Origin of the sequence: Paraplanobispora siamensis, assembly GCF_016863175.1 — a bacterium.
Classification (GTDB): Bacteria; Actinomycetota; Actinomycetes; order Streptosporangiales; family Streptosporangiaceae; genus Planobispora; species Planobispora siamensis.
This window is the reverse complement of the sequence record NZ_BOOJ01000012.1, coordinates 112903-137524: the sequence shown is the minus strand read 5'-3', so window position 1 is coordinate 137524 and position 24622 is coordinate 112903. Positions and strand designations below refer to the sequence as shown.

Below are 24622 nucleotides of genomic sequence, written 5' to 3'. Positions count from 1 at the left end.
TCGTGCCCGAAGCTTAGGTAAAAAGCGCGTTACGCGTCAATAGACCCCGTGGCGAGACTACGGATACATCAGTCCACCTTGGGGGCATAGATTCCGAAAACTTTCGGCTACACTTCCTCGCATGTCCACCAAGAGGCGGGTCACCATCGCCCAGATCGCGGAAGAGGCCGGGGTCTCGGTCCCCACGGTCTCCAAGGTCATCAACGGTAGGCCCGAGGTGGCCCCCGACACTCGTCACCGCATCGAGCGGCTGCTGCACAAGCACGGCTACCAGCGGCGCGTCAGCCAGGACGAGGGGCCCGCCGGCCTGGTCGACCTGGTCTTCGCCGAGATCGAGAGCCCGTGGGCCATGGAGATCGTCCGCGGCGCCGAGGACGCGGCCCACGAAGCGGGCGCCAGCGTCGTCATATCCGTGCTGCACACCCACGCGGGTCCGGGCCGCGACTGGCTCGAACGGCTCGCCGCCCGCCGCACCGACGGCGTGGTGATAGTCGCCTCCAAGCTCTCGTCCGTGGTGCAGGCCCAGCTCAGCGCCCGGTCCCTGGCGTTCGCGGTGGTCGACCCCGAGGGCGAGCCCGCCCCCGGCGTGGTCTCGGTCGGCGCGACCAACTGGCACGGCGGCCTGGCGGCCACCCGGCACCTGCTGGAGCTCGGCCACCGGCGCATCGGCATGATCAGCGGGCCCGCCGACATGCTCTGCAGCCAGGCCAGGATCGACGGCTACCGGGCGGCGCTGGAGACCGCCGGGCTCCAGGTGGAGCCCGAGCTGATCCGCCGCGGCACCTTCCTGGTCGACTCCGGGCACGACCACGGCCACGCCCTGCTCTCCCTCGACGACCCGCCCACCGCGATCTTCGCCGGGAGCGACCTGCAGGCCTTCGGCGTCTTCGAGGCGGCCCGCCAGCGCGGGATGCGCGTCCCCGAGGACCTGTCCGTGGTCGGCTTCGACGACCTCCCGCTGTCGCGCTCGGCCTGGCCGCCCCTCACCACCGTCCGCCAGCCGCTCCAGGAGATGGCCGCCCTGGCCACCCGGACCGTGCTGGGCATGGGCCGGGGCGAGCCGCCGGAGACCAGGCGGGTGGAGCTGGCCACCGAGCTCATCGTCCGGGACAGCACCGCGCCGCCCCGGTCCTGACCTGCCCCGCTTGCATGTTTCCCTTTCCATGAAACGGACATAAGCCCCTTTAAGTGAGATACCTATCGGGGGGCTTGATGAGTTCGAAATCACGCCAGACGAAGGCACAGCACCAGCAGCAGCGCGAGCAGGGGACGCCCGTGCGCAAGGGGCCGGGTCCGGTGACCTCCGCCCAGCTGCGCCAGGAGAAGGGCGCGGGCGGCCGGGGGGCCTCCGCCGGGCGCGGGGCCGGGCAGTCCACGCCCGTGCGTCACGAGAAGCGCATGTCGGCCAACCGGCAGGCCTGAGCCGGGGCGCGACCGCCCGGGCCGTGACCGAGCGGGGGCCGGTCAGGACACCGGGCGGTCGCGCCTGCGCAGGCGCGCACTCCCCCCGCGCAGGCGCGCACTCCCCCCGGCACGGCCCGCGGTTGCCGTGCCGAACGGCCGTGATGGGAACATGGTCGGGCTATGAGGACGCAAAAAGGAACGCCTCACCCGGTGAGGCGGTTATTGACGGTTCTGCTGCTGGCCTGCACCGCGCTGCTCGGCGTGGCCGGCCCGGCACGGGCCCACAACGTGCTGATCGACAGCGACCCCGACGACGGCGCCCGGCTCGCCACCGCACCGCAGCGGATCACCCTGACCTTCGACCAGACGGTCCGGCAGGGCTTCGCGCAGATCAGCGTGACCGGCCCGGACGGGAAGCGCTGGGAGGAGGGCGCGACGGCGGTCGACGACGCCGAGGCCAGCGTGGCCCTCAAGCCGCTCGGCCCGGCCGGGGAGTACGTCGTGGGCTACCGCATCCTGTCCTCCGACGGGCACCCGGTGGCCGACAAGCTGACCTTCACCCTGACCGCCCCGGGCACGCAGGCCGCCGCGGAGCCGACCCCGGCCGCCTCGCAGGAGGTCGCGGTCCCCTCCGCCACCGCGGAGGCCCCGGCCGCCACCGACCTGAGCGCGCAGGCGGCCGAGGCCGCGCAGAACGGCGGCGCCGGGATGGCCGTGCTGTGGATCGCCGGAGCCCTGGTGGTCCTGGGCGGGGCCACCGTCGTGGCGATGCGCCGTACCCGGGAGCGGGAGGAGGCCCGATGACCGCGACCACGGAACGCGTCCCGGAGTCGGGCGCGGTGGGCCGGCTGGTGGTCGGCGGCCTCGTCTCGGGAGCGGTGCTCGCCGTCCTGGTCGCGACCGCGCTCACCGCCGAGGAGGCGGTGCCCGGGATCGCGCTGCCCGGCCCGCTGGTGGAGTACGGCCTGCCGGTGCTGCGGGTGCTGCTGGATCTGGCGGCGGTGGCGGTGGTCGGGCTGAGCCTGCTGCCCAAGCTGCTCGGCTTCGACGACCCCGATCGCACCGAGCCGGTGATGCGCCGGGCCCGGCCGCTGGCCGTCTCCTTCGCCTGGGCCTGGGCGCTGCTGGCGCTGGTCGTCATCGTCTTCCAGACCGCCGAGCTGCACCCGGGGTCGATCCCCACCCCCGCGATGATCGCCGGGTACGTCGACACCGTCGGCGCGGGCCAGGGCATGCTGTTCAGCGCCGCCTGCGCGCTGGCCTACGCCGGGATCGGGCTGCTGGCGGTGCGCTTCGGCGAGAAGGTCCCGGCCGAGCTGCGGATCGTCATCGCCGTGTTCGGCCTGCTGCCGATCCCCGTCACCGGCCACGCGGTGGAATCCGTCTGGCACGATCCGATCATGGTCTCGATGGAGCTGCACGTGATCGGCTCCGCGGCGTGGACCGGCGGGCTGGCGGTGATCGCCCTGCTGGTCGCCCGGGACCGGGAGCTGCTGGCCCGGACGCTGCCGAAGTTCTCCCGGCTGGCCACCCTCGCTCTGGTCCTGGTCAGCGTCTCCGGGCTGGTGAACGGCCTGGCCACCATGGCCCTGACCCCGGGGGTCGAGCTGCCCGGCGCGCTGCTGACGAACGAGTACGGCGTGCTGGTGCTGGCCAAGACGGCGCTCGTCGGCCTGCTGATCCCGCTGGCCGCGCACATCCGCTTCCGCCTCCTGCCGCCGATCCGGCGGCGGGAGGGGACGGCCGTGGCCGCCTGGGCGGCGGCCGAGGTCACCGTGATGGGGCTGGCCTACGGCGTGGCGGTGGCGCTGACCACCGCCTCCATCACCTGAGGTCTGAGCCCCGCCGGCTCAGGCCGGGACGGCCGGGACGGTCTCTCCGGCCTGGGCCCGGAGCCGGTAGCGGGTCAGGAACCACTCGCCGGCCAGCCACAGGACGGCGAGCCCGGCCCCGCCGAGCGCCATCGTCATCGGGCTGATCAGCGGCGGGGAGGCCAGCCACGCGTTCTGCAGGCGCAGGACCTGGTCCACCACGAGGGTGACGACGACGGAGCCGGCGAGCGCCCGGACCACGGGGTGGCGGATCAGGAACGCCAGGTCGATCGCGAGCGCCCCGGCGATCAGGAAGACCGGGACCGCCGAACGCGGGAAGTCGGCGACCGCCAGCAGCGGCCAGATCAGCGTGCGGTAGACGACGTAGGTGGCGGCCACGGCGGTGGCGGCGAACCTCCTGCCGATCATCGCGTGGGCGAAGACGAGGACGATCATCGCCGCCATCGCGCCGTAGAGCGGGTAGACCTGGTCGGGCACCGGCAGCGAGAAGTTGACCACCATCTCGCGGTCGATCGGGCGGCCCATCTGGTCGGCGGCGAACTGCAGCAGGATCGGCTCGGCCTCCGGCTTGCCGGCGTCCCACGCCCGGATGCCGAAGACGCCGTACTCCTGGTGCTGGGCCGGGAACCAGACGTTCTCGAACATGAACACGAACAGCCCGCCGAGGACGAGCGTGCGCATGCGGCCGGGCGGGGCCCCCATGAACCAGCCGCGGATGACGCCGCAGATCATGAAGAACGTGCCGATGTACAGCAGCATGTGCGACGGGCTCCACGACGTGATGTCGAGCCCGTTGACCCGGTGGTTGATCAGGTCCAGCGGCACGGCGATCAGGAAGGTCGCGGTGCCCCACTGGATGAGGCGCTGCGCCGTCTTGTCGACGCCGTAGCCGGTGTAGACGTGGATGATGGTCAGGGCGACCACGATGACCGTGCCGACGCTGTTGAGCATGTGCGGCGGGGCCAGGTCGTCGCGCAGCCACTTGAAGTGCCAGGAGACGTCCCAGGACGCTCCCAGAACCTTGAGGGAGAAGGCGACCAGCCATCCGAGGTACAGGACCTTGAACAGGTCCTCGGGGGTCTCCCTGCCGGCCTCCCCGCGGGTCCAGTAGGGCAGCGCCCACTCGGCGACCGAGCCGGCTCTTCTTCGCAAGCTTGCTGCTGACTTCACGCGTCGAAATGATGCCTGGCCTTCACGAAGACCGCAATCAGGGATAACCCCTCCATGTGCCCGGATAATCATCAAATATGCGAGTCTTTGTACGCGATGGCGTCCAGGACGACGTCGAGGCCGTCCTGCGGATCAAGAACGAGACCTGGAGGGCCGCCTACCGCGGCCTGCTGCCCCAGGATTTCCTCGACGGGCTGAGCGTCACGCCCGGGGCGCTGGAGTTCTGGCGGGAGTGGACCACTTCGGGCGGGGGGCACCTCCTGGTCGGCGGGAGGAGCGGTGACACCGGCGGCGGGCCCGGTGAGGAGATCGCGGGGTTCAGCGTGTTCGGGTCGGAGCGGGACCCCGAGCAGGACCCGGAGCAGGACCGGGAGCGGGACCGGGCGGCGGACGGAGAGGGCGGGGAGGCCGGAGGGAACGGGGAGGTCTACGCGATCTACGTGCTCCCCGGGCACTGGTCCACCGGGCTCGGCCTGGCCCTGATGACGCGCTCGATCGAGCGCCTGCGCGAGATGGGGCACCGGGAGGCCGGGCTCTGGGTGCTGGAGGGCAACGCCCGCGCCCGCCGCTTCTACGAGCGCTTCGGCTTCACCCTGTCGGGCCGGGTCCAGGACGTGCCGGGCCTGCCGTTCCCGGCGACGGAGGTGCACTACCGGATGCCGATCGGCCCCCGCGACGCCTGATCCCGCCTCTGGTCCCGCCTCTGATCCCGCCTCTGATCCCGCCTTCGACACCGCCTCGCCCGTCGGCCCTCCCTCCGTCCGGCCCGGTCAGCCCTCCTGTCCGGACAGGGCCGACCAGACGGCCTGCGGGGTCAGCGGGGTCGCGGTGATCCGGCCGGCGACCTCGGGCAGCGCGGCGGCCACGGCGTTGCCGATGGCCGCGGGCGGCCCGATGGTCCCGGCCTCGCCCACCCCCTTCATCCCGCCGGGCGTCACCGGGGACGGGGTCTGCATCAGCCGTACCCCGACGTCGGGCACGTCCGGCGCCCCGGGCGGGAAGTAGTCCATCAGCGGCTGCCCGCCGGAGGTGTAGGCCAGCTCCTCGGTCAGCGCCATCCCGATCCCCTGCACGACCCCGCCGCGGATCTGCCCCTCCACGATCGCCGGGTTCACCGCCACGCCGCAGTCGTTGACCACCCAGTAGCCCTCCACCTCGACCGCGCCGGTCTCCGGGTCCACGGCCACCGCCGCGGCGTGCGCGCCGAAGGCGCAGGTGTAGGCGGCCGGGTCGTAGGTCACCCGCTCCTCCAGCCCGGGATCGACCCCCTCGGGCAGGTCCCAGGCCCGCCACGCCGAGACCGCGATCTCCTTCAGCGTGCGGGCGGCCGACGGGTCGCCCTTCACCCGCACGACGTCGCCCGTGATCTCCATGTCTCCGGCGGAGGCCTCCAGCTGGTGGGCGGCGATCAGCATGATCTTCTCGCGCAGCCGTACCGCCGCCCGGACCAGCGCCCCGCCGCCGACCGCGAGCGCCCGGCTGGCGATGGAGCCCACCGGGGAGTACGGCGTGGCGGCCGTGTCGCCCAGCAGCACCCTGACCCGCTCCAGCGGCACCCCCATGTGGTCGGCGGCGAGCTGGGCCAGCGTCGTCTCGATGCCCTGGCCGATGGCCGCCACCCCGCAGCAGACGACCAGCGAGGCGTCCTGCTCCATCCGCAGCACCGTCGTCTCGTAGGCCCCGGTCTGGGTGCCCGCCTGGCGCATCTCCTCCGAGGGGCCCATGCCGGTCGGCTCGACGTGGCAGGAGAACCCGATCCCGCGCCGCCGCCCGTCGTCCGCCTCGCGCGGCCGTACCAGCTCGCGCAGCGCCTCCAGCGCGGCCGGGTAGTCCCCTGAGTCGTAGGTCTGCCAGGTCCGGGAGGCGTACGGCAGCTCGTCGGGGCGCAGCAGGTTGCGCAGGCGCAGCTCCACCGGGTCCACACCCAGCAGGCGCGCGGCCTCCTCGATCAGCCGCTCGCGGGTCCACGCCGCCTCGGGCTGGCCGAAGCCCCGGTAGGAGCCGGTCGGCGTGGTCGTCGTCACCGCCCCGCGCACGCGCGCGCCGACCCGGTCGAACCGGTACGGTCCCGGCAGCGTCACCGCCGTCACCGCGAACGTGGAGATGCCCGCGTTGGACGGGTGCGCGCCGAGGTCGCCGACGATGTCGCAGTACAGCGCCCGGAAGCGCCCGTCGCCGTCGAAAGCCAGCCGGGCCCGGTGCACCGCGTCCCTGGCGGGCAGGGTGGCCGCCAGGTGCTCGGTGCGCGACTCCACCCACCGCACCGGCCGGCCCAGCCGGATCGCCGCCAGGCACACCAGCGCCTCGTCGGGATACGGATGCTCCTTGCCGCCGAAGCCGCCGCCCACGTCGCACGCCACGACGCGCACCCGGCCGTGGCCGAGCCCGAGGGCCTCGGCGAGGTGGTCGCGGGCGTGGTGCGGCGCCTGCGTGGAGGTCCACACGGTCAGCTCGCCGTCCTCGAACGCGGCCACGATCGCCCGCGGCTCCATCGGGTACGGCGTGACCCGCCCCAGCCTGGTCGTCAGCTCGACCACGTGCTCCGCCGCGGCGACGGCCGCCTCGCACTCTTCCTGCGAGTCCCCCAGCGGGAGGTCGGCGACCAGGTTCGTGCCCCATTCGGGATAGAGGAGGGGCGCGTCCGCGGCCAGAGCGGGCTCGGCGCCCAGCACCGGGGACAGCTCCTCGATGTCCAGGTCGACCAGCTCGGCGGCGTCCCGGGCGGCCGCCTCGCTGCGCGCCACCACCAGCGCCACGGGCTGGCCGGCGTAGCGGATCTCACCGGAGAGCACCGGATAGTCCACCATCCGCTGGCCGGGGGCCAGCGTCACGCACGGCAGCCGCACCCCCGCGGCGTCGGCGGGGGTCAGCACGTCCAGCACGCCCTCGGCGGCCAGGGCGGTCTTGACCTCGCACCGGGTCAGCCGCCCGTGCGCGACCGGGCTGCGGACCACCACCGCGTGGACCGTCCCCGGAATCCTCACGTCCCCGGCGAACCGGGCCTTTCCGCTCACCAGGCGGGCGTCCTCCCTGCGCGGCACCCGCTGCCCGACGTACCGGCGGTCATCGCTCATCATCCGATGATGAGCCGCCGGACGGCTCCCGCCAACAGCTCGTCATGGTCCGGCCGGGCAGGGGGGTCGTCTCAGCTATCTCTCAGCTCCAGTGAGTAATCTCCCTGCATGAGGCTTTCGGGGAGGCGTGTCACCTGGATCGCGGTGGTCACCGTGCTGGTCATCGGTGTGGTGACCTGGCTGGTGTGGCCGTCGGGCCCGACGGTACACGCCCAGGAACAGACGATCACGGTGGTCGACGGGCCCGCCGACGACCGGCGCGTCCCGCTCGACACGAGTTTCTTCCCGCCCCCGGGCGGCGGGAAGGCTCCTGCGGTGCTGCTCGCGCACGGCTTCGGCGGCAGCAAGCAGAGCGTCCGGGACGCCGCCGAACGGCTGTCGCAGGAGGGCTACGCCGTACTGACCTGGTCGGCCCGCGGCTTCGGCCGCTCGGGCGGGCAGATCGCGCTCAACTCCCCCGACTACGAGATCAAGGACGTCCGCCAGCTGGTGGACTGGCTGGCCAAGCGCCCCGAGGTCCGGCTCGACGCGGACGGCGACCCGCGTGTGGGCATCGCCGGCGGGTCGTACGGCGGCGCCATCGCGCTGATGGCCGCCGCCCACGACAGCCGGATCGACGCGATCGTCCCCCAGATCACCTGGTACGACCTGGCCGACGCGCTGTTCCCCAACGCCACCGGGCAGGGCCCGGAGAGCGGCGTGTTCAAGCGGATGTGGGCCGGGCTGTTCTTCAGCCGCGGCGGCCCGCAGGCCGCGGGCGGCCTGGCCGCGCTGACCGGTCAGGGCGGCGCCGGCGGTCAGGGCGGGTCCGGCGGACCCGCCGGCCCGGGCGGTGCGGAGACCGGCGAGGAGGCCGGGGACGCTCAGGGCGGCCCGGCCGGGCAGAACGGCCGCAGCCCCGCCGCGATCCGGCCGCCGACCGTCGAGGAGGTCCGGTGCGGCCGGTTCCTGCCGCAGATCTGTGACATGTACCAGGAGGTGGCCGAGACCGGGCGGGCGACCGCCACGGCGGTGGAGACGCTGCGCCGCTCCAGCCCCATCTCGGTGCAGGGCAGGATCAGGATTCCGACCCTGCTGCTGCAGGGCCAGCGAGACTCGCTGTTCCCGCTCAACCACGCCGACGCCAACGCCAAGGCGATCACCGCGACCGGCGCGCCGGTCCGCGTCGCCTGGTTCGACGGCGGCCACGACGGCGGCGACGGCGAGGTCGACTGGCTGCACGACCAGACCCGCGCCTGGTTCGACCACTATCTGAAGGACGCCGCCGCCGGGAACCCGGCGACCCCCGCCACCGCCCCGGCCTCCCCCGCGACCGGACCCGCCGAGGTCGCCGGCTTCACCGTCACCCGCGACGGGGGCCGGGACCCCGGCACCCGCCGCCCGGTCCAGCTGCACGCCGTGACCGGCGCCTACCCCGGCCTGTCGGGCACGGAGCGGACCTCCGTCCCGCTCGCCGGTCCCGAGCAGCCGGTGGCCAACCCGCCCGGCGGCTCCCCGGCGTCGATCTCCGCCATCCCCGGCTTCGGCGGCCTGAGCACCGGCTCGGCCAACCTGAGCCTCTCGGTGGACATGGCGGGCCAGAGCGCGGCCTTCGAGTCCGCTCCCCTGACCGCCCCGCTCCAGATCACCGGAAGCTCCACCGTCAAGGTGCGCGTCCGGATCGCCGAGACCGGGGCCGCCCCGGACGCCGACGCCGGGACCGCGCCGGACGCCGGCGGCGGGGACGCCGGAGACGCCGAGGGCACGGGGAACGCCGGGGACACCCGGGAGGACGCCTCGGGCCCGCGGGATGTGACGCTGTTCGCCAAGCTGTACGACACCGCCGGCGGGACGCAGGCGCCGGTTCTGCCCGAAGGACTCGTCTCACCGGTCAGGATCACCGTCCCCGAGGGCGGCGCCGGGGAGGCCACGGTCACCCTGCCCGCCGTCGACCACCGCTTCGAGGTCGGGCACCGGCTCCGCGTCGCCTTCACCACGACCGACCTCGGCTATCACACCCCCGTCTCCTCGGCCGTCTACCAGGTCAGCCTGGCCACCCCGGCTCTGGAGGCTCCCACCGTCACGGGGCTGCGCGCCCCCTCCACCGGCCCCGCCTGGTGGACCTGGGCCCTGCCGCTGGCCTCCGTGATCGCCGCGGCGGTCCTGATCGCCGTCGGGCGGCGCAGGCTCCGCGACGACTACGATCCGGCCCTGGACGCCACCCCCCTGCGCATCAAGGGCCTGACCAAGGCCTACCGCAACGGCGAGCTCGCGGTGAACGACCTGTCCTTCACCGTCGAGCCCGGCCAGGTGCTCGGCCTGCTCGGCCCCAACGGCGCGGGCAAGACCACCACGATGCGGATGATGATGGGCCTGATCCACCCCGACCGGGGCGAGATCAGGATCTTCGGCCACCGGGTCGTCCCCGGCGCGCCCGTCCTGTCCCGCCTGGGCTCCTTCGTCGAGGGCGCCGGGTTCCTGCCGCACCTGTCGGGCCGGGCCAACCTGGAGCTGTACTGGAAGGCCACCGGCCGCCCGGCCGAGGACGCCCACATCGAGGAGGCCCTGGAGATCGCCGGGCTCGGCGCCGCCCTGGAGCGCGCCGTACGGACCTACTCCCAGGGCATGCGCCAGCGCCTGGCCATCGCCCAGGCCATGCTGGGCCTGCCGGACCTGCTGGTCCTCGACGAGCCCACCAACGGTCTCGACCCACCCCAGATCCGCGAGATGCGCGCGGTCCTGATCCGCTACGCGGCGCGGGGCCGTACCGTCATCGTCTCCAGCCACCTGCTCGCCGAGGTGGAACAGACGTGCAGCCACGTGGTGGTCATGCACCGCGGCCGGCTCATCACGGCCGGTCCGGTGAGCGAGCTGCTGCGCAGCCGTACGAGCGGCAACGGGGTGAGCACGCGCCTGGAGGACGTGTTCCTGGACCTGATCGGAGAGAACGCATGAGCGACGCCAACGGCACCGCGGCCGGTGGTGCCGCGACCGGCTCGGGTACGTCCGGTTCAGGCGCGACCGGCTCGGGCGCGACCGGCGGGACGGGTCCGGGTCCGTCCCGCAGCGGCACGGCCGTGGCCACGCCGGACCGGGAGCACGGGGCCGCGTACGGATACTCGCCGAAGCGCACGCTGCCGATCTCGGTGGAGATCGTGCGCCAGTTCAAGCGGCGCCGGACGCTGGTGATGTTCGGCCTGCTGCTGGCGCTCCCGTGGGTGCTGGTGATCGCCTTCAAGGTCGGCGGCGGATGGGGGCGGCCGGGCGGCAGCTCCCTGCGCATCTCCGACCTGGCCTCCGACGGCGGGCTGAACTTCGCCGCGTTCGCGCTGTCGGTGTCGGCGAGCTTCCTGCTGGTCGTCGCGGTCGCGCTCTTCTGCGGAGACACGGTGGCCAGCGAGGCCGACTGGTCGTCACTGCGCTATCTGCTGGCAGCTCCGATCCCCCGGGACCGGCTGCTGCGCCAGAAGCTGATCGTCGCCCTGGGCTACTCGGCGGCGGCGGTGATCTGCCTGCCGCTGATGGCGTTGCTGGCCGGGACCCTGGCCTTCGGCTGGAACGACGTGCGCGTCCCCGGGACGGGCGAGGTCATCCCGGCGCTGGACGTGCTGCCCCGTTTCGGGGTCGTGATCGGCTACGCGCTGATCAGCCAGCTCGTGGTCGCCGCGACGGCCTTCCTGCTCTCGGTCAGCACCGACTCCCCGCTCGGCGCGGTCGGCGGCGCGGTCGGCCTGGTCATCGTGAGCACCATCCTGCAGGCGGTGGAGGCGCTGGGTTCGCTGCGGGAGTTCCTGCCGACGTTCTGGAACACGGCCTGGCTGGACGCGCTCGCCCCGGAGCCGGACTTCAGCGGCATGATCAAGGGCGTGTCCGTGTCGGTCACCTACGCGGCGATCCTGATCGCCTTCGCCTTCCGCCGGTTCCGCGGCAAGGACGTCGTCTCCTGAGGTGCCGCCGGGCCTTCCGGGGTCGCCCCGGCTCTCCGGGGCCCGGAACCTCCTGGGATCGACCCGGGACTTCTGAGGTCTCCGGGTCTCCAGAGGCCCGGAACCCCTGAGGCCGCCCCGGGTCCGCTGAGGCTCTCCCGGGGCGATCACGGAGGTTGTCCCCAGGTCATCCCGGGGGTCACCCCGGTGTCCCGCTCGGGCCGCCGGGCGCACACTGGGCGTATGACGGCGACCGATGCCGCCGCGACCCAGCGGCGACCGCCCACCGTGCTGCGGGCGAAATGGCTCTTCGACGGGACCGGTGACACGCTGGTCCCCGAGCCGGTGATCGTGATCGACAACGGTGTGATCACGACCGTCGGCACCTCCCTGCCGGCCCCCGAGGGCGCCGACGTCGTCGACCTGGGCGATGCCACGCTCCTTCCCGGGCTCGTCGACGCCCACGTCCACCTGGCCTTCGACGCGTCCGAGGACCCGGTCGGGCACCTCGCCGGCCGCGACGACGAGGCCGCTCTGGAGGCGATGACCGCCGCCGCCCGGCAGGCCGCCCGGGGCGGGGTGACCACCGTGCGCGACCTCGGCGACCGCGACTATCTGTCCCTGCGGCTGCGCGACGCCGCCGACGCGACGCTGCCCACGATCGTCGCCGCCGGACCGCCCATCACCAGCGAGGACGGGCACTGCCACTTCCTGGGCGGCTGCGCCACCGGCGTGGACGGGATCCGCGCCGCGGTCCGCGAGCACGCCGAACGCGGCGTCGACGTCATCAAGATCATGGCGAGCGGGGGGAACCTCACCCCGGGCAGCCGGCCGGAGCTGCCGCAGTTCGACCTCGACGAGCTGCGCGCCGCGGTCGAGGAGGCCCACCGCCACGACCTGCCGATCACCGCCCACGCCCACGGCACGCGGGCGGTCGTCGACGCCCTGGCCGCCGGTGTCGACGGCCTGGAACACGTCTCGTTCATGACCGCCGACGGGGTCGACCCGGTCCCCGAGGGCCTGGCGGAGGCGATGGCCGCCGCGCCGGTCGCCCTCGGCGTCACCGTGGGCGCCATGCCGATCCCCGGGTTCGTCATGCCACCCGCCATCACCGCCCGGATGCCGGCGATGACGGCCAATCTCCGGCTCCTGCACCGGGCCGGCGCGTTCATGATCACCGGTACCGACGGCGGCATCGCCCCCTTCAAACCGCACGACGTGCTGCGGTGGGCGATCGCCCAGCTCACCGGGATCGGCATGACCCCCGCCGAGGCGCTGCGCGCCGCCACCTCCCGCGCCGCCCTGGCGTGCGGCCTCGGACACCGCAAGGGCCGCCTGGCGCCCGGCTACGACGCCGACATCCTGGCCGTCGACGGCGACCCGCTGCTCGATCCGGAAGCGACGCACCGCATCCGGGCCGTCTACATGCGCGGAACCGCGGTCCCCCGGCCGTGACCCGCCCGGTGGAGCGGGTGCCGCCCACCCGGCCCACCGGGGACACGCCCCACGGGTGGGCGGCACCCGGCCGGCCTCGGACGCACCTCACCGACCGGACCGCCCTCCGGCACGCGCGCCGTACCCGATCTCACGTCTCCGAACGCGCCACTACTCCCAGTGGGGCGGGCGGTCCTCGATCAGGCGGTCGTCGTTGCCGCCGGAGTCCTGCCACCGGCCCCATCCGAGATCGGTGTCGTCGGAGGTCTGGTCGGGGAGGATCTCCGGGCCGTCCTCGAAGAGGTCCACAGGACGCAGGTCGTCTGGCTCATGCGCTGTCACGTCTCCATGGTAATGATGATCACCGTACGTGATGACCTGGTGGGGTAAAGCTCATCCCCCTCGTCCCGGGCGAAAAGACAGTGGATAACCCGGGGGGTACGATGCCAGAGCAGGTGTCAGCTACCCCCGTGAGGCGGCCATGGCAACGCCATCAGGATGGCGGCGAGAAGGCAATCTCCCCAATGAGCTCACCAGCTTCGTGGGACGCACCAGACTGCTGGCGACACTCAGGCAGCGACTTCACGAGCACCGCCTCGTGACCGTGACCGGCATCGGCGGTGTCGGCAAGTCCCGCACCGCGCTGCGCATCGCGCACATGGTGCGCGGCCAGTTCAAGGACGGCGTGTGGTTCGCCGACCTGGCCCGTCTCCAGGACCAGGGGATGGTCCGGCACACGATCACCTCGGCGCTCGGCATCGCCGACCAGTCGCCGCGGACGGCGGACGAGACGCTGGTCGAGTGGCTGGGCGACCGCGAGATCCTCCTGATCATCGATACCTGCGAACACCTCGTCGACGCCTGCGCCGCCCTCTTCGAGGATCTGCTGACCCACGCTCCGGGGCTGACCATCCTGGCGACCAGCCGCCAGTCGCTCAACGCCCGGGGCGAGCACACGGTCACCATCCCGCCGCTGGCCGTCCCCGGCGACACGCCCGGTGAGAACATCTTCGCCAACGAGGCGGTGCAGTTGTTCGCCGCCCGGGCGAGCGCGGTCATGCCCAGCTTCGTCCTCGACGAGCACAACATCGGCCCGGTGTCCGAGCTCTGCCGCCGCCTGGACGGCATCCCGCTGGCCATCGAACTGGCCGCGGTGCGGATGCGGGCGTTGTCGGTGGAGCAGATCCTCACGCTGCTGGCCGACCGCTTCAGCCTGCTGGCCGGCGCCAGCCGTACGGCGCTGCCCCGGCACCAGACGCTGCGCGCCGCGATCGGGTGGAGCCACGAGCTGTGCGAGCCCTCCGAGCGGCTGCTGTGGGCCCGGCTGTCGGTCTTCGCCGGTGACTTCGAGCTGGACGCCGCCCGCTACGTGTGCGCGGGCGAGAACCTCCCCGCCGAGTCGATCATGGATCTCGTCTCCAGCCTCGTGGAGAAGTCCATCCTGCTGAGCGAGGGCACCCCTTCCGGGCACCGCTACCGGCTGATCGACACCCTGCGCCAGTACGGCGAGGAGTGGCTGGAGAAGCTGGGCGAGATCGAGGCCGTGCGCGAGCGGCACCGCGACTACTACCTGCAGCTGGCCAAGCGCAGCGAGGACGCCTGGTCCGGAGCCCGCCAGGTCTACTGGTACGTCAGGATGCGCCACGAGCACGACAACATCCGGGTGGCGCTGGACTACTGCCTGCGCACCCCCGGTCAGGTGGGCGCCGGGCTGGAGCTGCTGTCGTCCCTGTGGTTCCTCTGGGTGGCCTGCGGGCTGGCCCGCGAGGGCAGGCTGTACCTCGAGAAGACCCTGGAGCTGGCCTCGCAGCCCAGCTCCGAGCGGTGCAAGGCGCTGTGGGTGCTGTCCTACATCAACAGCGCCCAGGGCAACATCAGCGGGGCGATCGAGGCCGCGGAGCAGTGCAGCTCCGACGCGGTCCGGGTGGGCGACTCCGGCGCGGTCATCCTGGCCACCAAGATGCTCGGCACCGCGGCTTGGCTCCAGGGCGACCTGCAGAAGGCCAGCGCGCTGCTCGGCGTCGCGATCGAGTTCCACAAGAGCGGCCGCGAGCTGAACCCCGGCCTGCTCCCCTCGATCGTCGAGCTGTCGATGGTGCTGCTCATGCAGAACGACCCCACCGAGGCCGAGGTGCTCCTGCGCGACTGCATCGCCGTGTGCACCCAGCGCGGCGAGGTGTGGCTGCGCTCCTACGCCATCTACGCCCTGGCCAGTGCCTTCCACGGGCTGAACAGGGCCGAGGAGGCGATGGTCCACGCCCGCGAGGCCCTGCGGCTCAAGCGCTACTTCCACGACGTGCTCGGCATCAGCCTGGCGGTCGAGCTGATCGCCAGGCTGACCCTGGACGAGGGGCGGCCGGCGCTGGCCTCGCAGCTGATGGGCGGCGGCCAGCAGAACTGGCGGGCGTTCGGGATGCCCCAGCTGGGCTCGCCGTTCTTCAACATCGAGCACGACCAGGCGGTCAAGGAGTGCAAGCGGCTCCTGGGCGACGCGGCCTTCGAGGAGGCCTTCGCCATGGGACGGCGGATGAACCTGGAGGAGCTGGTCGAGCTGGCGCTCGGCGACCAGGGACCGGAGGACCCGTTCCCGCACCTCTGACGGGCGTTCCCGGAACGTTCCCGTCCGGAGGCTATCCGGCGAGCGGCGTCTCGTCCTGCCGGTCCTGCCAGGCGATCGTGTAGCGGGAGCTCGTCATCGAATAGTCGACGCTTCCGCTGATCCAGTACTCCAGGCCGCGCACGTAGGCGTCCACCGCCTTCGAGTCGAGCCGCGACAGGGAGTCCCGCAGCTTCACCATGCGGGCCACGGCCCGGTCGCGCATCGCGCCGACCTCGTCCATGGCCTGCTGGTGGGAGTGGCCCCGGTGCCGGGCGAGCACGTTCACCAGGTTGTTGACGGAGTTGCCCGCGCTGCTCTCCTTGGCGTAGGAGATCAGGTCGTTGTCCCAGACGACGACGTCGTTGGCGCTCTCGGTGATCGCCCGTACGTCGGGGTGGCGCCACTCCTGGGGAGTGAGCCGGTGTCCGGCGGCCATGTCGATGAGCGCGAAGACGGTGAGCATGGCCCCGGTCCGCCGCCGCATCAGGATGTAGTCCGCCAGGGTCGGCACCACGGAGTCCTGCCGGTTGGCCGCCTCCCACACCTGGGCGAACAGATAGTCCTTGACGACGCCGCACCACCGGTCGAGCTGGTCGGCGTCGCCGTTCTCGGCGATCCGGCCCTTGATCTCCCGCAGCGACCTGGCGAAGACGTTGTCCACCGGCCCGCAGCCCCCGATGCCGTCGAGGACCGCGACGAACTGCGGCAGCGTCCTGGCGATCTCGGCGGCGTGCCGGTCGGTCTCGCAGAAGACGTCGTCGAAGGCGAACAACCACACGCACCAGTCCGTCACCAGGCGGAGCATGGTGTAGTCGGCGTAGGGATAGGTGCGTGCCCCGAGCAGGCCGTAGCGCGCCTGGCGGTACCTCACCACCATCTCGGCGCCCTCCAGCAGGCCCGAACCCGCCGCCCAGTCGATGGTCTCCTTGTCCACCCTCTCCACGTGGGGGTTCACCTCACTGGGGAAAGGACACGACAGCTCGGGGAGCTTGAGGGACCGGTATGACCGCGCAGTGGTTCTTGGCACGTCACCCAGCATGGCCGAACAGAACAAAATTTCCTATACGTGACGAACAATGGGCCCCGGTACCCCTGGGGTAGGGCAGGAGCACTCCCGGGTTAGCTTCGGCCGCGTTATTCCAGGTATTCGTCCCGACCGAACATTTCACACGGTGTCCGCGACCGGTGACATTCCCATACCGGCCTTTCGGATCACGCCCTCCTGGAGCCCCCGGTTTCCGAACGGGGCTCCCCGCGACCGGACCGGGGCTCCGGGTGATCGGGCTGCGTGGGATCCCCCGTCCCCCGGTAGGGTTCGCTCCAGGTCGCCGGGGCAGCGGAATTCACCGGGGACCCCGCGAGTTCACCTGAAGAGACGATCGACGAAAGGCTGGAGAACGGTGTTGGACCCGACGGATCTCTACCGGCTCAGCGGAGACCTTCCTGAGCTGACCGATCCGGTGCTGCTCTACCACTTCGACGGGTTCGTGGACGCGGGCGGAGCCGGCCGGCTCGCCATGGAACACCTCCTCGCCGAACTGGAGCACCGGGTCATCGCGACCTTCGACGTGGACCGCCTGCTCGACTACCGGTCCCGCCGCCCGATCATGACGTTCGACACCGACAGGTGGGTGGACGTCGACAGTCCCACGATCGCCCTGCGCCTGGCCCACGACACGACGGGAACGCCGTTCCTGCTGCTCACCGGCCCCGAGCCGGACCGCGAGTGGGAGCTGTTCACCGCCGCCGTCGAGACGCTCGTCACCCGGCTGGGCGTCGCCAGGCTGGTGACCGCCCACGGCATCCCCATGGCCGTCCCGCACACCCGTCCCCTGGGCGTCACCGGGCACGCCAGCCGCCCCGAACTGGTCGCCGGGCAGACCAGCTCCTTCGGCAAGGTCCAGGTCCCCGGCAGCGCGGCCGCCCTGATCGAGTTCCGGCTCGGCGCCAAGGGGCACGACGCCCTCGGCTACGCCGTGCACGTCCCCCACTATCTCGCCCAGGCCGAGTACCCCACGGCCGCGGTCACCGCGCTGGAGGCCGTCACCAGCGGCACCGGGCTGGTCTTCCCCCTGGAGAGCCTGCGCGCCGCCGCGGACCGGACCACCGCGGAGATCGCCGAGCAGATCGAGGGCTCGGAGGAGCTGTCCACCGCGATCAGCGGCCTGGAGCAGCAGTACGACGCCTTCGCCGCCGGCGCCGAGCGGGAGAACCTGATCGCCGAGCCCGTCGAGATGCCCACCGGCGACGAGCTCGCCGCCCAGTTCGAGGCCTTCCTCGCCGAGCGGGACGAACGCCGCAATGACTGAGCTCCGGGTAGGCCTGATCGGGTACGGCGTGGCCGGGGCGTTCTTCCACGCCCCGCTGATCGCCGCGACGCCGGGCCTGCGGCTGTCGGCGGTGGTGACGCGCGATCCCGCGCGATCCGCCGAGGTGTCGGACCGGTACGGCGCGCGGCCGGTGTCCGATCCCGACGAGCTGTGGGACGCCGTCGACCTGGTCGTGGTGGCCTCCCCCAACCGCACCCACGTCCCGCTGGCCGAGGCGGCGCTGAAGGCGGGCCTGCCGGTGGTGGTGGACAAGCCGCTGGCCGCGACCGCCCAGGAGGCCCGCGACCTGGCCGAGCTGGCGCGGGAGCGCGGCGTGATGCTGACCGTGTTCCAGAACCGCCGCTGGGACGGCGACTTCCTGACGATCGAGCGGCTGGTCGCCTCCGGTGAGCTGGGCGCCGTCAACCGGCTGGAGTCCCGCTTCGAGCGGTGGCGGCCCGTGCCCAAAGGGGGCTGGCGCGAGGTCGGCGGCGTCGAGGAGGTCGGCGGCCTGCTGTACGACCTGGGCAGCCACCTGGTCGACCAGGCGCTGCGCCTGCTGGGCCCGGTCACCTCGGTCTACGCCGAGTCGGACGTGCGCAGGACCGGGGTCGTCTCCGACGACGACACCTTCATCGCCCTGACCCACGCGAGCGGCGCCCGTTCCCACCTGTGGGTCAGCGCGGTGACCCCGCAGCTCGGGCCGCGCTTCCGGGTGCTGGGCTCGGCGGCGGCCTACGTCAAGCACGGCCTGGACGTGCAGGAGGACCGCCTGCGCGCGGGCCTGACTCCGGACTCGCCCGGCTTCGGCGACGACCCGCAGGAGCGCTGGGGCGTGCTGGGAACCGACCAGGACAACCACCCGGTCCGCACCGAGCCCGGCGCCTATCTGGACTTCTACCGGGCGGTGGTCCCGGCCGTGCGCGACGGCGCCCCGCCGCCGGTCGCCCCCGAGGAGGTCGTTGAGGCCCTGAGCGTCCTGGAGGCCGCCCGCCGCTCCGCCGCCGAGGGCGTCACCGTCGCCCTGTGACATCGAGCGCCCTGTGACATCGGGCGCCCTGCGACATCGGGCGCCCTGCGACATCGGGCGCCCTGCGACGTCAGGCCAGCCCTGCGGCATCAGTCGTCGAGCAGCCGCCAGGTGGTGAGGGCGAGCCTGGCCCGGATCAGTCCGGCGGGCTCGGTGAGGTCGATGCCCAGGGTCTTGCCGAGCTGTTCGAGCCGGCGGGCGACGCTGCTGTGGTGCAGGTGCAGGAGGTCGGCGGCGCGGCGCAGGGAGCCGGTGGCGCAGTAGGCGTCCAGGGTGTCCAGATCGTCCGGATCATCGGCCATCCGGGCGATCGCGGCCACGTCGGCGTTCTCCCGCGCGGCGTCCCGGGGCACCTGTGCGAGCAGCGCCATCACGCCCAGGCCGGCGTGGTGGACGACCGGCTGGCGCGGGGTGGTGAAGCGCAGGGCGGTGCGGGCCTCCTGCCAGGACCGGTCCGGGCTTCCTGCGGCGCCGATGCCCGCGCGCACGCCCTCGGGGAACCGGGCCGCATCGACGGTGGTGGCCAGCAGGACGCCCACGTCGGCCAGGGGCGCCGCCTTCACCAGGCGCGCCGGGCAGACCATGGCGCCGACCCGGTCGAGCGGGAGCTCCGACCGCACCGCGACGACGCGGACCGGCAGGTCGGCGGCGAATCCCAGCAGCCGTAGCGCCCGGGCCCTGGCCGCCTCGTCGCTGTCCGCGCTGATCACCAGTTCGACCAGTGCGGGATCGGCCATGGTGGTGCGGGCGGGGCCGTACCGCTCGACGGTCGCCGCGACGGCGATGGCGAGCCGGTCCAGCAGCACCTCGTCGAGCGGGCTCGGCGGGCCGGGGCGTTCCAGCCACACCGCGCCGATCTCCTCCTCGTCGAGCGTGATCGGCGCCGTGCCGGAGGCGGCGGGCGGCGCCGCGGGCGCCTGCCCCCCGTCGGGCGAGAAGCGGATCACGCGTCCCGTGCCGTGGAGCCGGATCCCGGTCACGCACCCGGCCAGGCCCGCCGAGGCCCGGGCCAGCGCCGGCAGATCCACCCGCCGGCGCATCAGCGTGTCGTAGAACATGACGACCCGGAGCGCGCCTTCGGCCTGCGAGTCCAGGTGCGACAGCCGTTCCGCCAGTGCCTCCATGGCAGGAGGATAAGTCCTTCCCGGCGGGAGAGCGGGCAACGATCGGTGCGTGATCGGCACCGGATGTCCGACGGTTGGCGGATGGTCCCGGGGGCGGAGGCGGTGAGGATGTCCGGCATGGATCCCGAACTTGAAGCATTCGTCCCGCTGTTCCCCCAGGCCGACCTGACCGACCCGGTCATCCAGCGCAAGAAGTTCGCCGAGCTGGCCGCCGCGGTGCCCGCACCGGACACCACGGGGATGGAGGTCGAGGACCGAACGGTGCCCGGCGATCCGGACGTCGCGGTGCGGATCTACCGCCCGTACCAGGCGCAGGGCGCCGTCATCTGGCTGCACGGCGGCGGGTTCGTCATGGGCGACCTGGGCACCGAGCACCCGTGGGCCACCCGGCTCGCGGGCGTCTCCGGCGCGGTGGTGATCTCGGTGGGTTACCGCCTGGCCCCCGAGCACCGCTTCCCCGCCGCCCTGGACGACGCCTACGCCGTACTGACCTGGACGGCCGAGCACGCGGCCGAGCTCGGCGTCGACCCGGAGCGGATCGCGATCGGCGGTCACAGCGCCGGCGGGGGGCTCTCGGCCGCGACGGCGCTGCGGGCGCGCGACCGGCAGGGCCCGCCGATCCGTTTCCAGCTGCTCAACCAGCCCCAGCTCGACGACCGGCAGGAGACGTGGTCGGCGCGCAACTTCACCGACACGCCCTGGGTGAACCACGACAAGATCGCCGCGTCGTGGCGGCACTATCTGGGCTCCGGGCCCGCCTCGCCGTACGCCGCCCCGGCGCGGGCCGAGGACCTGTCCGGCCTGCCCCCCGCCTACATCGCCACCGCGGAGCTGTGCCCGAACCGCGACGAGGACATCCTCTACGCGCTGCGGCTGCTGCAGGCGGGCGTCTCGGTCGAGCTGCACCAGTGGCCCGGCACCTTCCACGGGTCGCAGGCGATCCTGTCCGCCGAGGTGTCGCAGCGGCAGATCGCCGAGCTCGGCGCCGTGCTGCGCCGGGCCCTGGCCGAGTGATGCCCGTACGGCAGGCCACGGCAACCGGCTCGGTCACCGCCACCGGCCCGGCTGCGACCTCCGACCCGGCCACGGCCGCCGGTCCCGCCGCGGCCGCCGGCTCTCCGGCGGAGCAGGGCATGGCGGGACTGCTGCGCCCGTACGCGTGGAGTTTCGCCGCCGTCGTCCTCCTGCAGGTCATCGGCGCCGTCGCGGGACTGGCGCCGTTGCTGGCGGTCGTCGAACTGGGCCGTGCCCTGCTGTCCCCCGGCCCGGTCGATCACGGTCACGTCTGGTCCGTCGTGGTCGCGGGTGCGGCCGGCCTGTTCGTCCGGCTGGTGTTCACGGCCGCGTCGGCCGGAATCGGGCATGTCCTCGACGGCCGGGTGCAGCTGGCGTTCCGGCGGCGGCTGGCCGCGCGGCTGGGTCACGTGCCGATCGGCTGGTTCTCCCGGCGCCGGACCGGCGAGCTGGCGAAGGTCGTGGGGCAGGACGTGAGCGCCGTGCACCCGTTCATCGCCCACGCCCCCGGCGAGCTCGTCTCCGCGTTCGCGGTGCCGCTGGTCTCGCTGGTCTACCTGTTCGCCGTCGACTGGCGGCTCACGCTGATCACGTTGATACCGGTGGTGCTGGCCGTGGCGCTGGTCCCGCTGCTGATGCTCCCCGCCAGGACGCGCGAGCAGGAGGAGTTCGACGCGGCCATGGGACGGATCGCCGACTCCGTCGTCGAGTTCGTGCAGGGCATCGCGGTGGTCAAGGCGTTCGGCGGATCCGGGCGCGCCCACCGCGCGTTCCTTACGGCCGCGGACGATTTCGTCGGCGCCTTCAACCGGTGGGTGCGCGGCGTGTCCCAGGTCGCCGCCGGGATGCAGCTGGCGCTGTCGCCGCCGTTCGTGCTGCTGGTCGTGCTGGCCGGCGGCGCGGCCCTGATCGCGACCGGCGGCATGGCCCCGGCCGACCTGCTGCCCTTCCTGCTGCTCGGGCTGGGCCTGACCGCTCCGGTGGCGGCCCTCGGCCACGGCCTCGACGACATGCAGGCCGCCCGGCGCGCGGTCGGCCGGATCAAGGACGTGCTCGCGGTGCGGTCGCTGCCGGAGCCCGCGCACCCGGTCGCGCCGCGGGGACACCGGGTGGAGCTGCGCGGCGTCCGCTTCGGCTACGAAGCCGGCCGCGAGGTGCTGCGCGGGATCGACCTGATGCTCGAACCGGGGACGGTCACCGCGGTCGTCGGGCCGTCGGGGAGCGGGAAGTCCACCCTGGTCCGGCTCCTGCCCAGGTTCTTCGACCCGACCCACGGCTCGGTCCTCCTGGGCGGCGCCGATCTGCGCGGGATCGGCAGCCGGGACCTCTACCGGACGGTCTCCTTCGTCTTCCAGGACGTCCGCCTGCTGCGGGCGTCGGTCGCGGACAACATCGCGCTGGCGGTGCCGTACGCCGACCGAGACGACGTGGTCCGCGCCGCCCGGCTGGCGAACATCCACGATCGGATCCTCGAGCTGCCGCGCGGGTACGAGACGGTGATCGGTGAGGAGGCCGGGCTGTCGGGCGGCGAGGCGCAGCGGATCTCGATGGCCCGCGCGCTGCTCGCGGACACGCCCGTCCTGGTGCTCGACGAGGCGACCGCCTTCGCCGATCCGCAGACCGAACAGGCGGTGCGCCGGGCGCTGGCGACGCTGGAGGGCGATCGGACGATCCTGGTCATCGCCCATCGCCTGGAGACGGTCGCCGACGCCGACACCGTCGTGGTGCTGGAGGACGGGGAGATCGTCGAGCGCGGCGCGCCCGCCGAGCTGCTGGCCCGGAACGGGAGGTTCGCCGCGTTCTGGCGGTCCCACCGGTCGGCGCTCGCCGACGAGACCGAGAGCCGGACCGAGAGCCTGGCCGAGACCGAGAGCCGGACCGAGACCGAGAGCCAGATCGAGAGCCGGACCGAGATCGAGACCCACGACGGCGTACCGCGAGGAGACGAGGCCCGATGATCCGAATGCTGCTGCGCGTGCTGGGGCCCGAGTACGCCCCGGCACTGCGTCGCACCGTGATCCTCATGACGGTCACGGCGGCGGCCGAGGGCCTGTCCTACGCCCTGCTGGTCCCGGTGCTGCGGGCGCTGCTCGGGGACACGCCCGCCGACGCCGGTCCGTGGCTGGCCGCGTTCGGGACCGCGGTCGCGGGCTACGCCGTGCTGCGCTACGTCAGCGACCTGTCCGGCATGCGCGTCGGGACCACGATGCTGCGGGGCATGTACCACCGGCTCGGCGGGCACCTGGCCCGGCTGCCCGTCGGCTGGTACGGCGCCGGCCGGGTCGGCGAGGTGTCCGTCATGGCCGGTCAGGGTCTCCTGCAGGCGATGAGCATCATGGCGCATCTGCTGGCGCCGTTCATCGCCGCCCTGGTGACCCCCCTGACGATCGTCGCGGTGATGCTCGCCTTCGACTGGCGGCTGGGGCTGGCCGCCCTGGCCGCCGCCCCCGTCGTGGCGGCGATCCAGGTCCGGACGGCCCGCTCGACGGCCGCCGCCGACGCCGAGCGCCACGAGCGCGACAAGGAGGCCGCCGGGCGGGTCGTCGAGTTCCTCCAGGCCCAGCCGGTGCTGCGGGCCGGCGGCCGGGCCGGTGAACGCTTCGAACTGCTCGACGGCTCGCTGCGCGAGCTCCAGCGCGCGTCCCGCCGTACCGTGCTGGCGACGCTGCCCGGCGCGGTGGGCCTGACGTTCACGGTGCAGGCGGTCTTCACCGGCGTGCTGGTCCTGGGCGCCCACCTCGCGCTCGGCGGGGGCATCGGCGCGGCGGAGGTTCTGACGATCCTGGTGCTCGCGGCCCGCTGCGCCGACCCGCTGCTGTCGCTGTCGGACATCGGCGGCAAACTGCGCAGCGCACGCGCCGAGCTGGACAGGCTCGACACGGTGCTGCGCACCGAGCCGCTGCCGGAACCCCGCGAACCGGTCCGGCCGGTCCGCCACGACCTGGAGTTCGCCTCCGTCACCTTCCGGCACGGCGGCCGTACGGTGATCGACGACCTGTCGGTGTCCGTGCCGCAGGGACAGCGGCTGGCCGTCGTCGGGCCGTCGGGCGCGGGCAAGAGCACACTGCTGCAGTTGCTCGCGCGCTTCCACGACGTGGACGCGGGCGCGGTGCGCGTGGGAGGGGTGGACGTGCGCGCCATGAGCACCGAGGTGCTGATGGCGCAGATCGCCGTCGTCTTCCAGGACGTCTATCTCTTCGACGGCACCATCGAGGAGAACATCCGTCTCGGCCGTCCGGACGCCTCCGGGGCCGAGGTGCGGGCGGCGGCGTCCGCGGCGCGGCTGGAGGAGGTGATCGGGCGGCTGCCCGGCGGCTGGGCGGCGAACGTCGGCGAGGGCGGCGCGCTGCTGTCGGGCGGTGAACGCCAGCGTGTCTCGATCGCGCGGGCGCTGCTGAAGGACGCGCCCGTCGTGCTGCTGGACGAGGTGACCTCCGCGCTGGACCCGGTGAACGAGGCGGCCGTCCACGACGGCATCGAGCGCCTGATGGCGGGCCGGACGGTGGTGATGGTGGCGCACCGGATGCGGACCGTGCGGCGCGCCGACCGCGTCGTCTTCCTGGACGGCGGCCGGATCGTGGAGGAGGGCGGCCACGACGAGCTGCTGCGCCGCGGCGGCCGCTACGCCGGCTTCTGGGAGATCTCCGCCCCGGCGGAGGCGGACCGGGCCGCCTCCGCGTGAACCCGGGATCGGGCGGCCTCCGTACGCGCTGCTTGACGCGGGGGC

The 24622-nt window shown here is 73.2% G+C and carries 19 protein-coding genes; 14 read left to right on the top strand and 5 right to left on the bottom strand.

The genetic code is table 11. The features are described 5' to 3' along the window. The first annotated feature begins 121 nt into the window (after positions 1-121). The 4 genes from Psi01_RS06240 to Psi01_RS06225 all read left to right on the top strand — a co-directional run bounded on the left by Psi01_RS06240 (position 122) and on the right by Psi01_RS06225 (position 3236). A complete protein-coding gene (locus Psi01_RS06240) occupies positions 122-1135 on the top strand; it encodes a LacI family DNA-binding transcriptional regulator (RefSeq protein ID WP_204062973.1) in 1014 nt (337 codons plus the stop codon). Positions 1136-1212: 77 nt separating this feature from the next. Beyond that, positions 1213-1422, top strand: coding sequence for a hypothetical protein (locus Psi01_RS06235; RefSeq protein ID WP_204062972.1), 210 nt, complete (start codon positions 1213-1215; stop codon positions 1420-1422). Between the two features lie 204 nt (positions 1423-1626). Continuing rightward, a complete protein-coding gene (locus tag Psi01_RS06230; RefSeq protein ID WP_239127168.1) occupies positions 1627-2208 on the top strand; it encodes a copper resistance CopC family protein in 582 nt (193 codons plus the stop codon). Beyond that, on the top strand, positions 2205-3236 hold the full coding sequence (locus Psi01_RS06225) for a CopD family protein (RefSeq protein WP_204062970.1): 1032 nt from the start codon (positions 2205-2207) through the stop codon (positions 3234-3236). The genes Psi01_RS06230 and Psi01_RS06225 overlap by 4 nt, the downstream gene beginning before the upstream one ends. Positions 3237-3254: 18 nt before the next feature. On the opposite strand, the gene Psi01_RS06220 is transcribed toward Psi01_RS06225, so the two are convergent. After that, positions 3255-4388, bottom strand: a complete 1134-nt coding sequence (locus Psi01_RS06220; RefSeq protein WP_239127166.1) for a hypothetical protein — start codon at positions 4386-4388, stop codon at positions 3255-3257. A 95-nt stretch (positions 4389-4483) separates the two neighbouring features. Between Psi01_RS06220 and Psi01_RS06215 the strand changes: the two genes are divergently transcribed. Next, complete coding sequence (locus Psi01_RS06215; RefSeq protein WP_204062968.1) at positions 4484-5089, top strand: GNAT family N-acetyltransferase; 606 nt, start codon at positions 4484-4486, stop codon at positions 5087-5089. Between the two features lie 87 nt (positions 5090-5176). Here the strand turns inward: Psi01_RS06215 and Psi01_RS06210 are convergent, their stop codons facing one another. Further along, positions 5177-7480 carry a xanthine dehydrogenase family protein molybdopterin-binding subunit gene (locus Psi01_RS06210; protein ID WP_204062967.1) on the bottom strand — a complete coding sequence of 768 codons (2304 nt, stop codon included), beginning with the start codon at positions 7478-7480 and terminating at the stop codon, positions 5177-5179. Between the two features lie 108 nt (positions 7481-7588). Between Psi01_RS06210 and Psi01_RS06205 the strand changes: the two genes are divergently transcribed. The 3 genes from Psi01_RS06205 (at position 7589) to Psi01_RS06195 (ending at position 12840) form a co-directional block, all read left to right on the top strand. Next, a complete protein-coding gene (locus Psi01_RS06205; protein WP_204062966.1) occupies positions 7589-10414 on the top strand; it encodes an alpha/beta fold hydrolase in 2826 nt (941 codons plus the stop codon). Continuing rightward, positions 10411-11406 carry an ABC transporter permease gene (locus Psi01_RS06200; protein ID WP_204062965.1) on the top strand — a complete coding sequence of 332 codons (996 nt, stop codon included), beginning with the start codon at positions 10411-10413 and terminating at the stop codon, positions 11404-11406. The genes Psi01_RS06205 and Psi01_RS06200 overlap by 4 nt, the downstream gene beginning before the upstream one ends. A gap of 222 nt (positions 11407-11628) precedes the next feature. After that, entirely contained in the window at positions 11629-12840 is a 1212-nt protein-coding gene (locus Psi01_RS06195; RefSeq protein ID WP_204062964.1) for an amidohydrolase family protein, read from the top strand. A gap of 150 nt (positions 12841-12990) precedes the next feature. On the opposite strand, the gene Psi01_RS06190 is transcribed toward Psi01_RS06195, so the two are convergent. Next, positions 12991-13161 (bottom strand): hypothetical protein, encoded by a 171-nt coding sequence (locus Psi01_RS06190; protein ID WP_204062963.1) that lies wholly within the window; start codon positions 13159-13161, stop codon positions 12991-12993. Positions 13162-13360: 199 nt separating this feature from the next. Here Psi01_RS06190 and Psi01_RS06185 point away from each other — a divergent pair, with 199 nt between their 5' ends. Next, positions 13361-15418, top strand: coding sequence for an ATP-binding protein (locus Psi01_RS06185; protein WP_239127164.1), 2058 nt, complete (start codon positions 13361-13363; stop codon positions 15416-15418). A 31-nt stretch (positions 15419-15449) separates the two neighbouring features. Here Psi01_RS06185 and Psi01_RS06180 read toward each other — a convergent pair whose 3' ends face one another. Next, positions 15450-16361 carry a 4-epi-cubebol synthase gene (locus tag Psi01_RS06180; protein ID WP_204062961.1) on the bottom strand — a complete coding sequence of 304 codons (912 nt, stop codon included), beginning with the start codon at positions 16359-16361 and terminating at the stop codon, positions 15450-15452. A gap of 457 nt (positions 16362-16818) precedes the next feature. On the opposite strand from Psi01_RS06180, the gene Psi01_RS06175 reads away from it, so the two are divergent. Further along, on the top strand, positions 16819-17727 hold the full coding sequence (locus Psi01_RS06175) for a proteasome assembly chaperone family protein (RefSeq protein WP_204062960.1): 909 nt from the start codon (positions 16819-16821) through the stop codon (positions 17725-17727). Then, positions 17720-18757, top strand: coding sequence for a Gfo/Idh/MocA family oxidoreductase (locus tag Psi01_RS06170; protein WP_204062959.1), 1038 nt, complete (start codon positions 17720-17722; stop codon positions 18755-18757). Before Psi01_RS06175 ends, Psi01_RS06170 begins: the two co-directional genes overlap by 8 nt. Before the next feature lie 89 nt (positions 18758-18846). On the opposite strand, the gene Psi01_RS44025 is transcribed toward Psi01_RS06170, so the two are convergent. Beyond that, on the bottom strand, positions 18847-19881 hold the full coding sequence (locus Psi01_RS44025; protein WP_204062958.1) for a helix-turn-helix domain-containing protein: 1035 nt from the start codon (positions 19879-19881) through the stop codon (positions 18847-18849). A gap of 117 nt (positions 19882-19998) precedes the next feature. Here Psi01_RS44025 and Psi01_RS06160 point away from each other — a divergent pair, with 117 nt between their 5' ends. Genes Psi01_RS06160 through Psi01_RS06150 form a run of 3 tightly spaced genes read left to right on the top strand, consistent with a single transcriptional unit; the run spans position 19999 to position 24577 of the window. Beyond that, complete coding sequence (locus Psi01_RS06160; protein WP_204062957.1) at positions 19999-20895, top strand: alpha/beta hydrolase; 897 nt, start codon at positions 19999-20001, stop codon at positions 20893-20895. After that, positions 20895-22853, top strand: coding sequence for an ABC transporter ATP-binding protein (locus Psi01_RS06155; RefSeq protein WP_239127162.1), 1959 nt, complete (start codon positions 20895-20897; stop codon positions 22851-22853). Before Psi01_RS06160 ends, Psi01_RS06155 begins: the two co-directional genes overlap by 1 nt. Beyond that, positions 22850-24577, top strand: coding sequence for an ABC transporter ATP-binding protein (locus Psi01_RS06150; RefSeq protein WP_204062956.1), 1728 nt, complete (start codon positions 22850-22852; stop codon positions 24575-24577). Before Psi01_RS06155 ends, Psi01_RS06150 begins: the two co-directional genes overlap by 4 nt. The last annotated feature ends 45 nt before the right edge of the window (positions 24578-24622 follow it).

Excerpts from the sequence above, each read along its gene's own strand:
- Psi01_RS06240 (WP_204062973.1), top strand. The coding sequence starts at position 122 with ATGTCCACCAAGAGGCGGGTCACCATCGCCCAGATCGCGGAAGAGGCC.
- Psi01_RS06235 (WP_204062972.1), top strand. The coding sequence starts at position 1,213 with ATGAGTTCGAAATCACGCCAGACGAAGGCACAGCACCAGCAGCAGCGC.
- Psi01_RS06225 (WP_204062970.1), top strand. The coding sequence starts at position 2,205 with ATGACCGCGACCACGGAACGCGTCCCGGAGTCGGGCGCGGTGGGCCGG.
- Psi01_RS06215 (WP_204062968.1), top strand. The coding sequence starts at position 4,484 with ATGCGAGTCTTTGTACGCGATGGCGTCCAGGACGACGTCGAGGCCGTC.
- Psi01_RS06210 (WP_204062967.1), bottom strand. The coding sequence starts at position 7,480 with ATGAGCGATGACCGCCGGTACGTCGGGCAGCGGGTGCCGCGCAGGGAG.
- Psi01_RS06205 (WP_204062966.1), top strand. The coding sequence starts at position 7,589 with ATGAGGCTTTCGGGGAGGCGTGTCACCTGGATCGCGGTGGTCACCGTG.
- Psi01_RS06200 (WP_204062965.1), top strand. The coding sequence starts at position 10,411 with ATGAGCGACGCCAACGGCACCGCGGCCGGTGGTGCCGCGACCGGCTCG.
- Psi01_RS06195 (WP_204062964.1), top strand. The coding sequence starts at position 11,629 with ATGACGGCGACCGATGCCGCCGCGACCCAGCGGCGACCGCCCACCGTG.
- Psi01_RS06170 (WP_204062959.1), top strand. The coding sequence starts at position 17,720 with ATGACTGAGCTCCGGGTAGGCCTGATCGGGTACGGCGTGGCCGGGGCG.
- Psi01_RS44025 (WP_204062958.1), bottom strand. The coding sequence starts at position 19,881 with ATGGAGGCACTGGCGGAACGGCTGTCGCACCTGGACTCGCAGGCCGAA.
- Psi01_RS06160 (WP_204062957.1), top strand. The coding sequence starts at position 19,999 with ATGGATCCCGAACTTGAAGCATTCGTCCCGCTGTTCCCCCAGGCCGAC.
- Psi01_RS06155 (WP_239127162.1), top strand. The coding sequence starts at position 20,895 with ATGCCCGTACGGCAGGCCACGGCAACCGGCTCGGTCACCGCCACCGGC.
- Psi01_RS06150 (WP_204062956.1), top strand. The coding sequence starts at position 22,850 with ATGATCCGAATGCTGCTGCGCGTGCTGGGGCCCGAGTACGCCCCGGCA.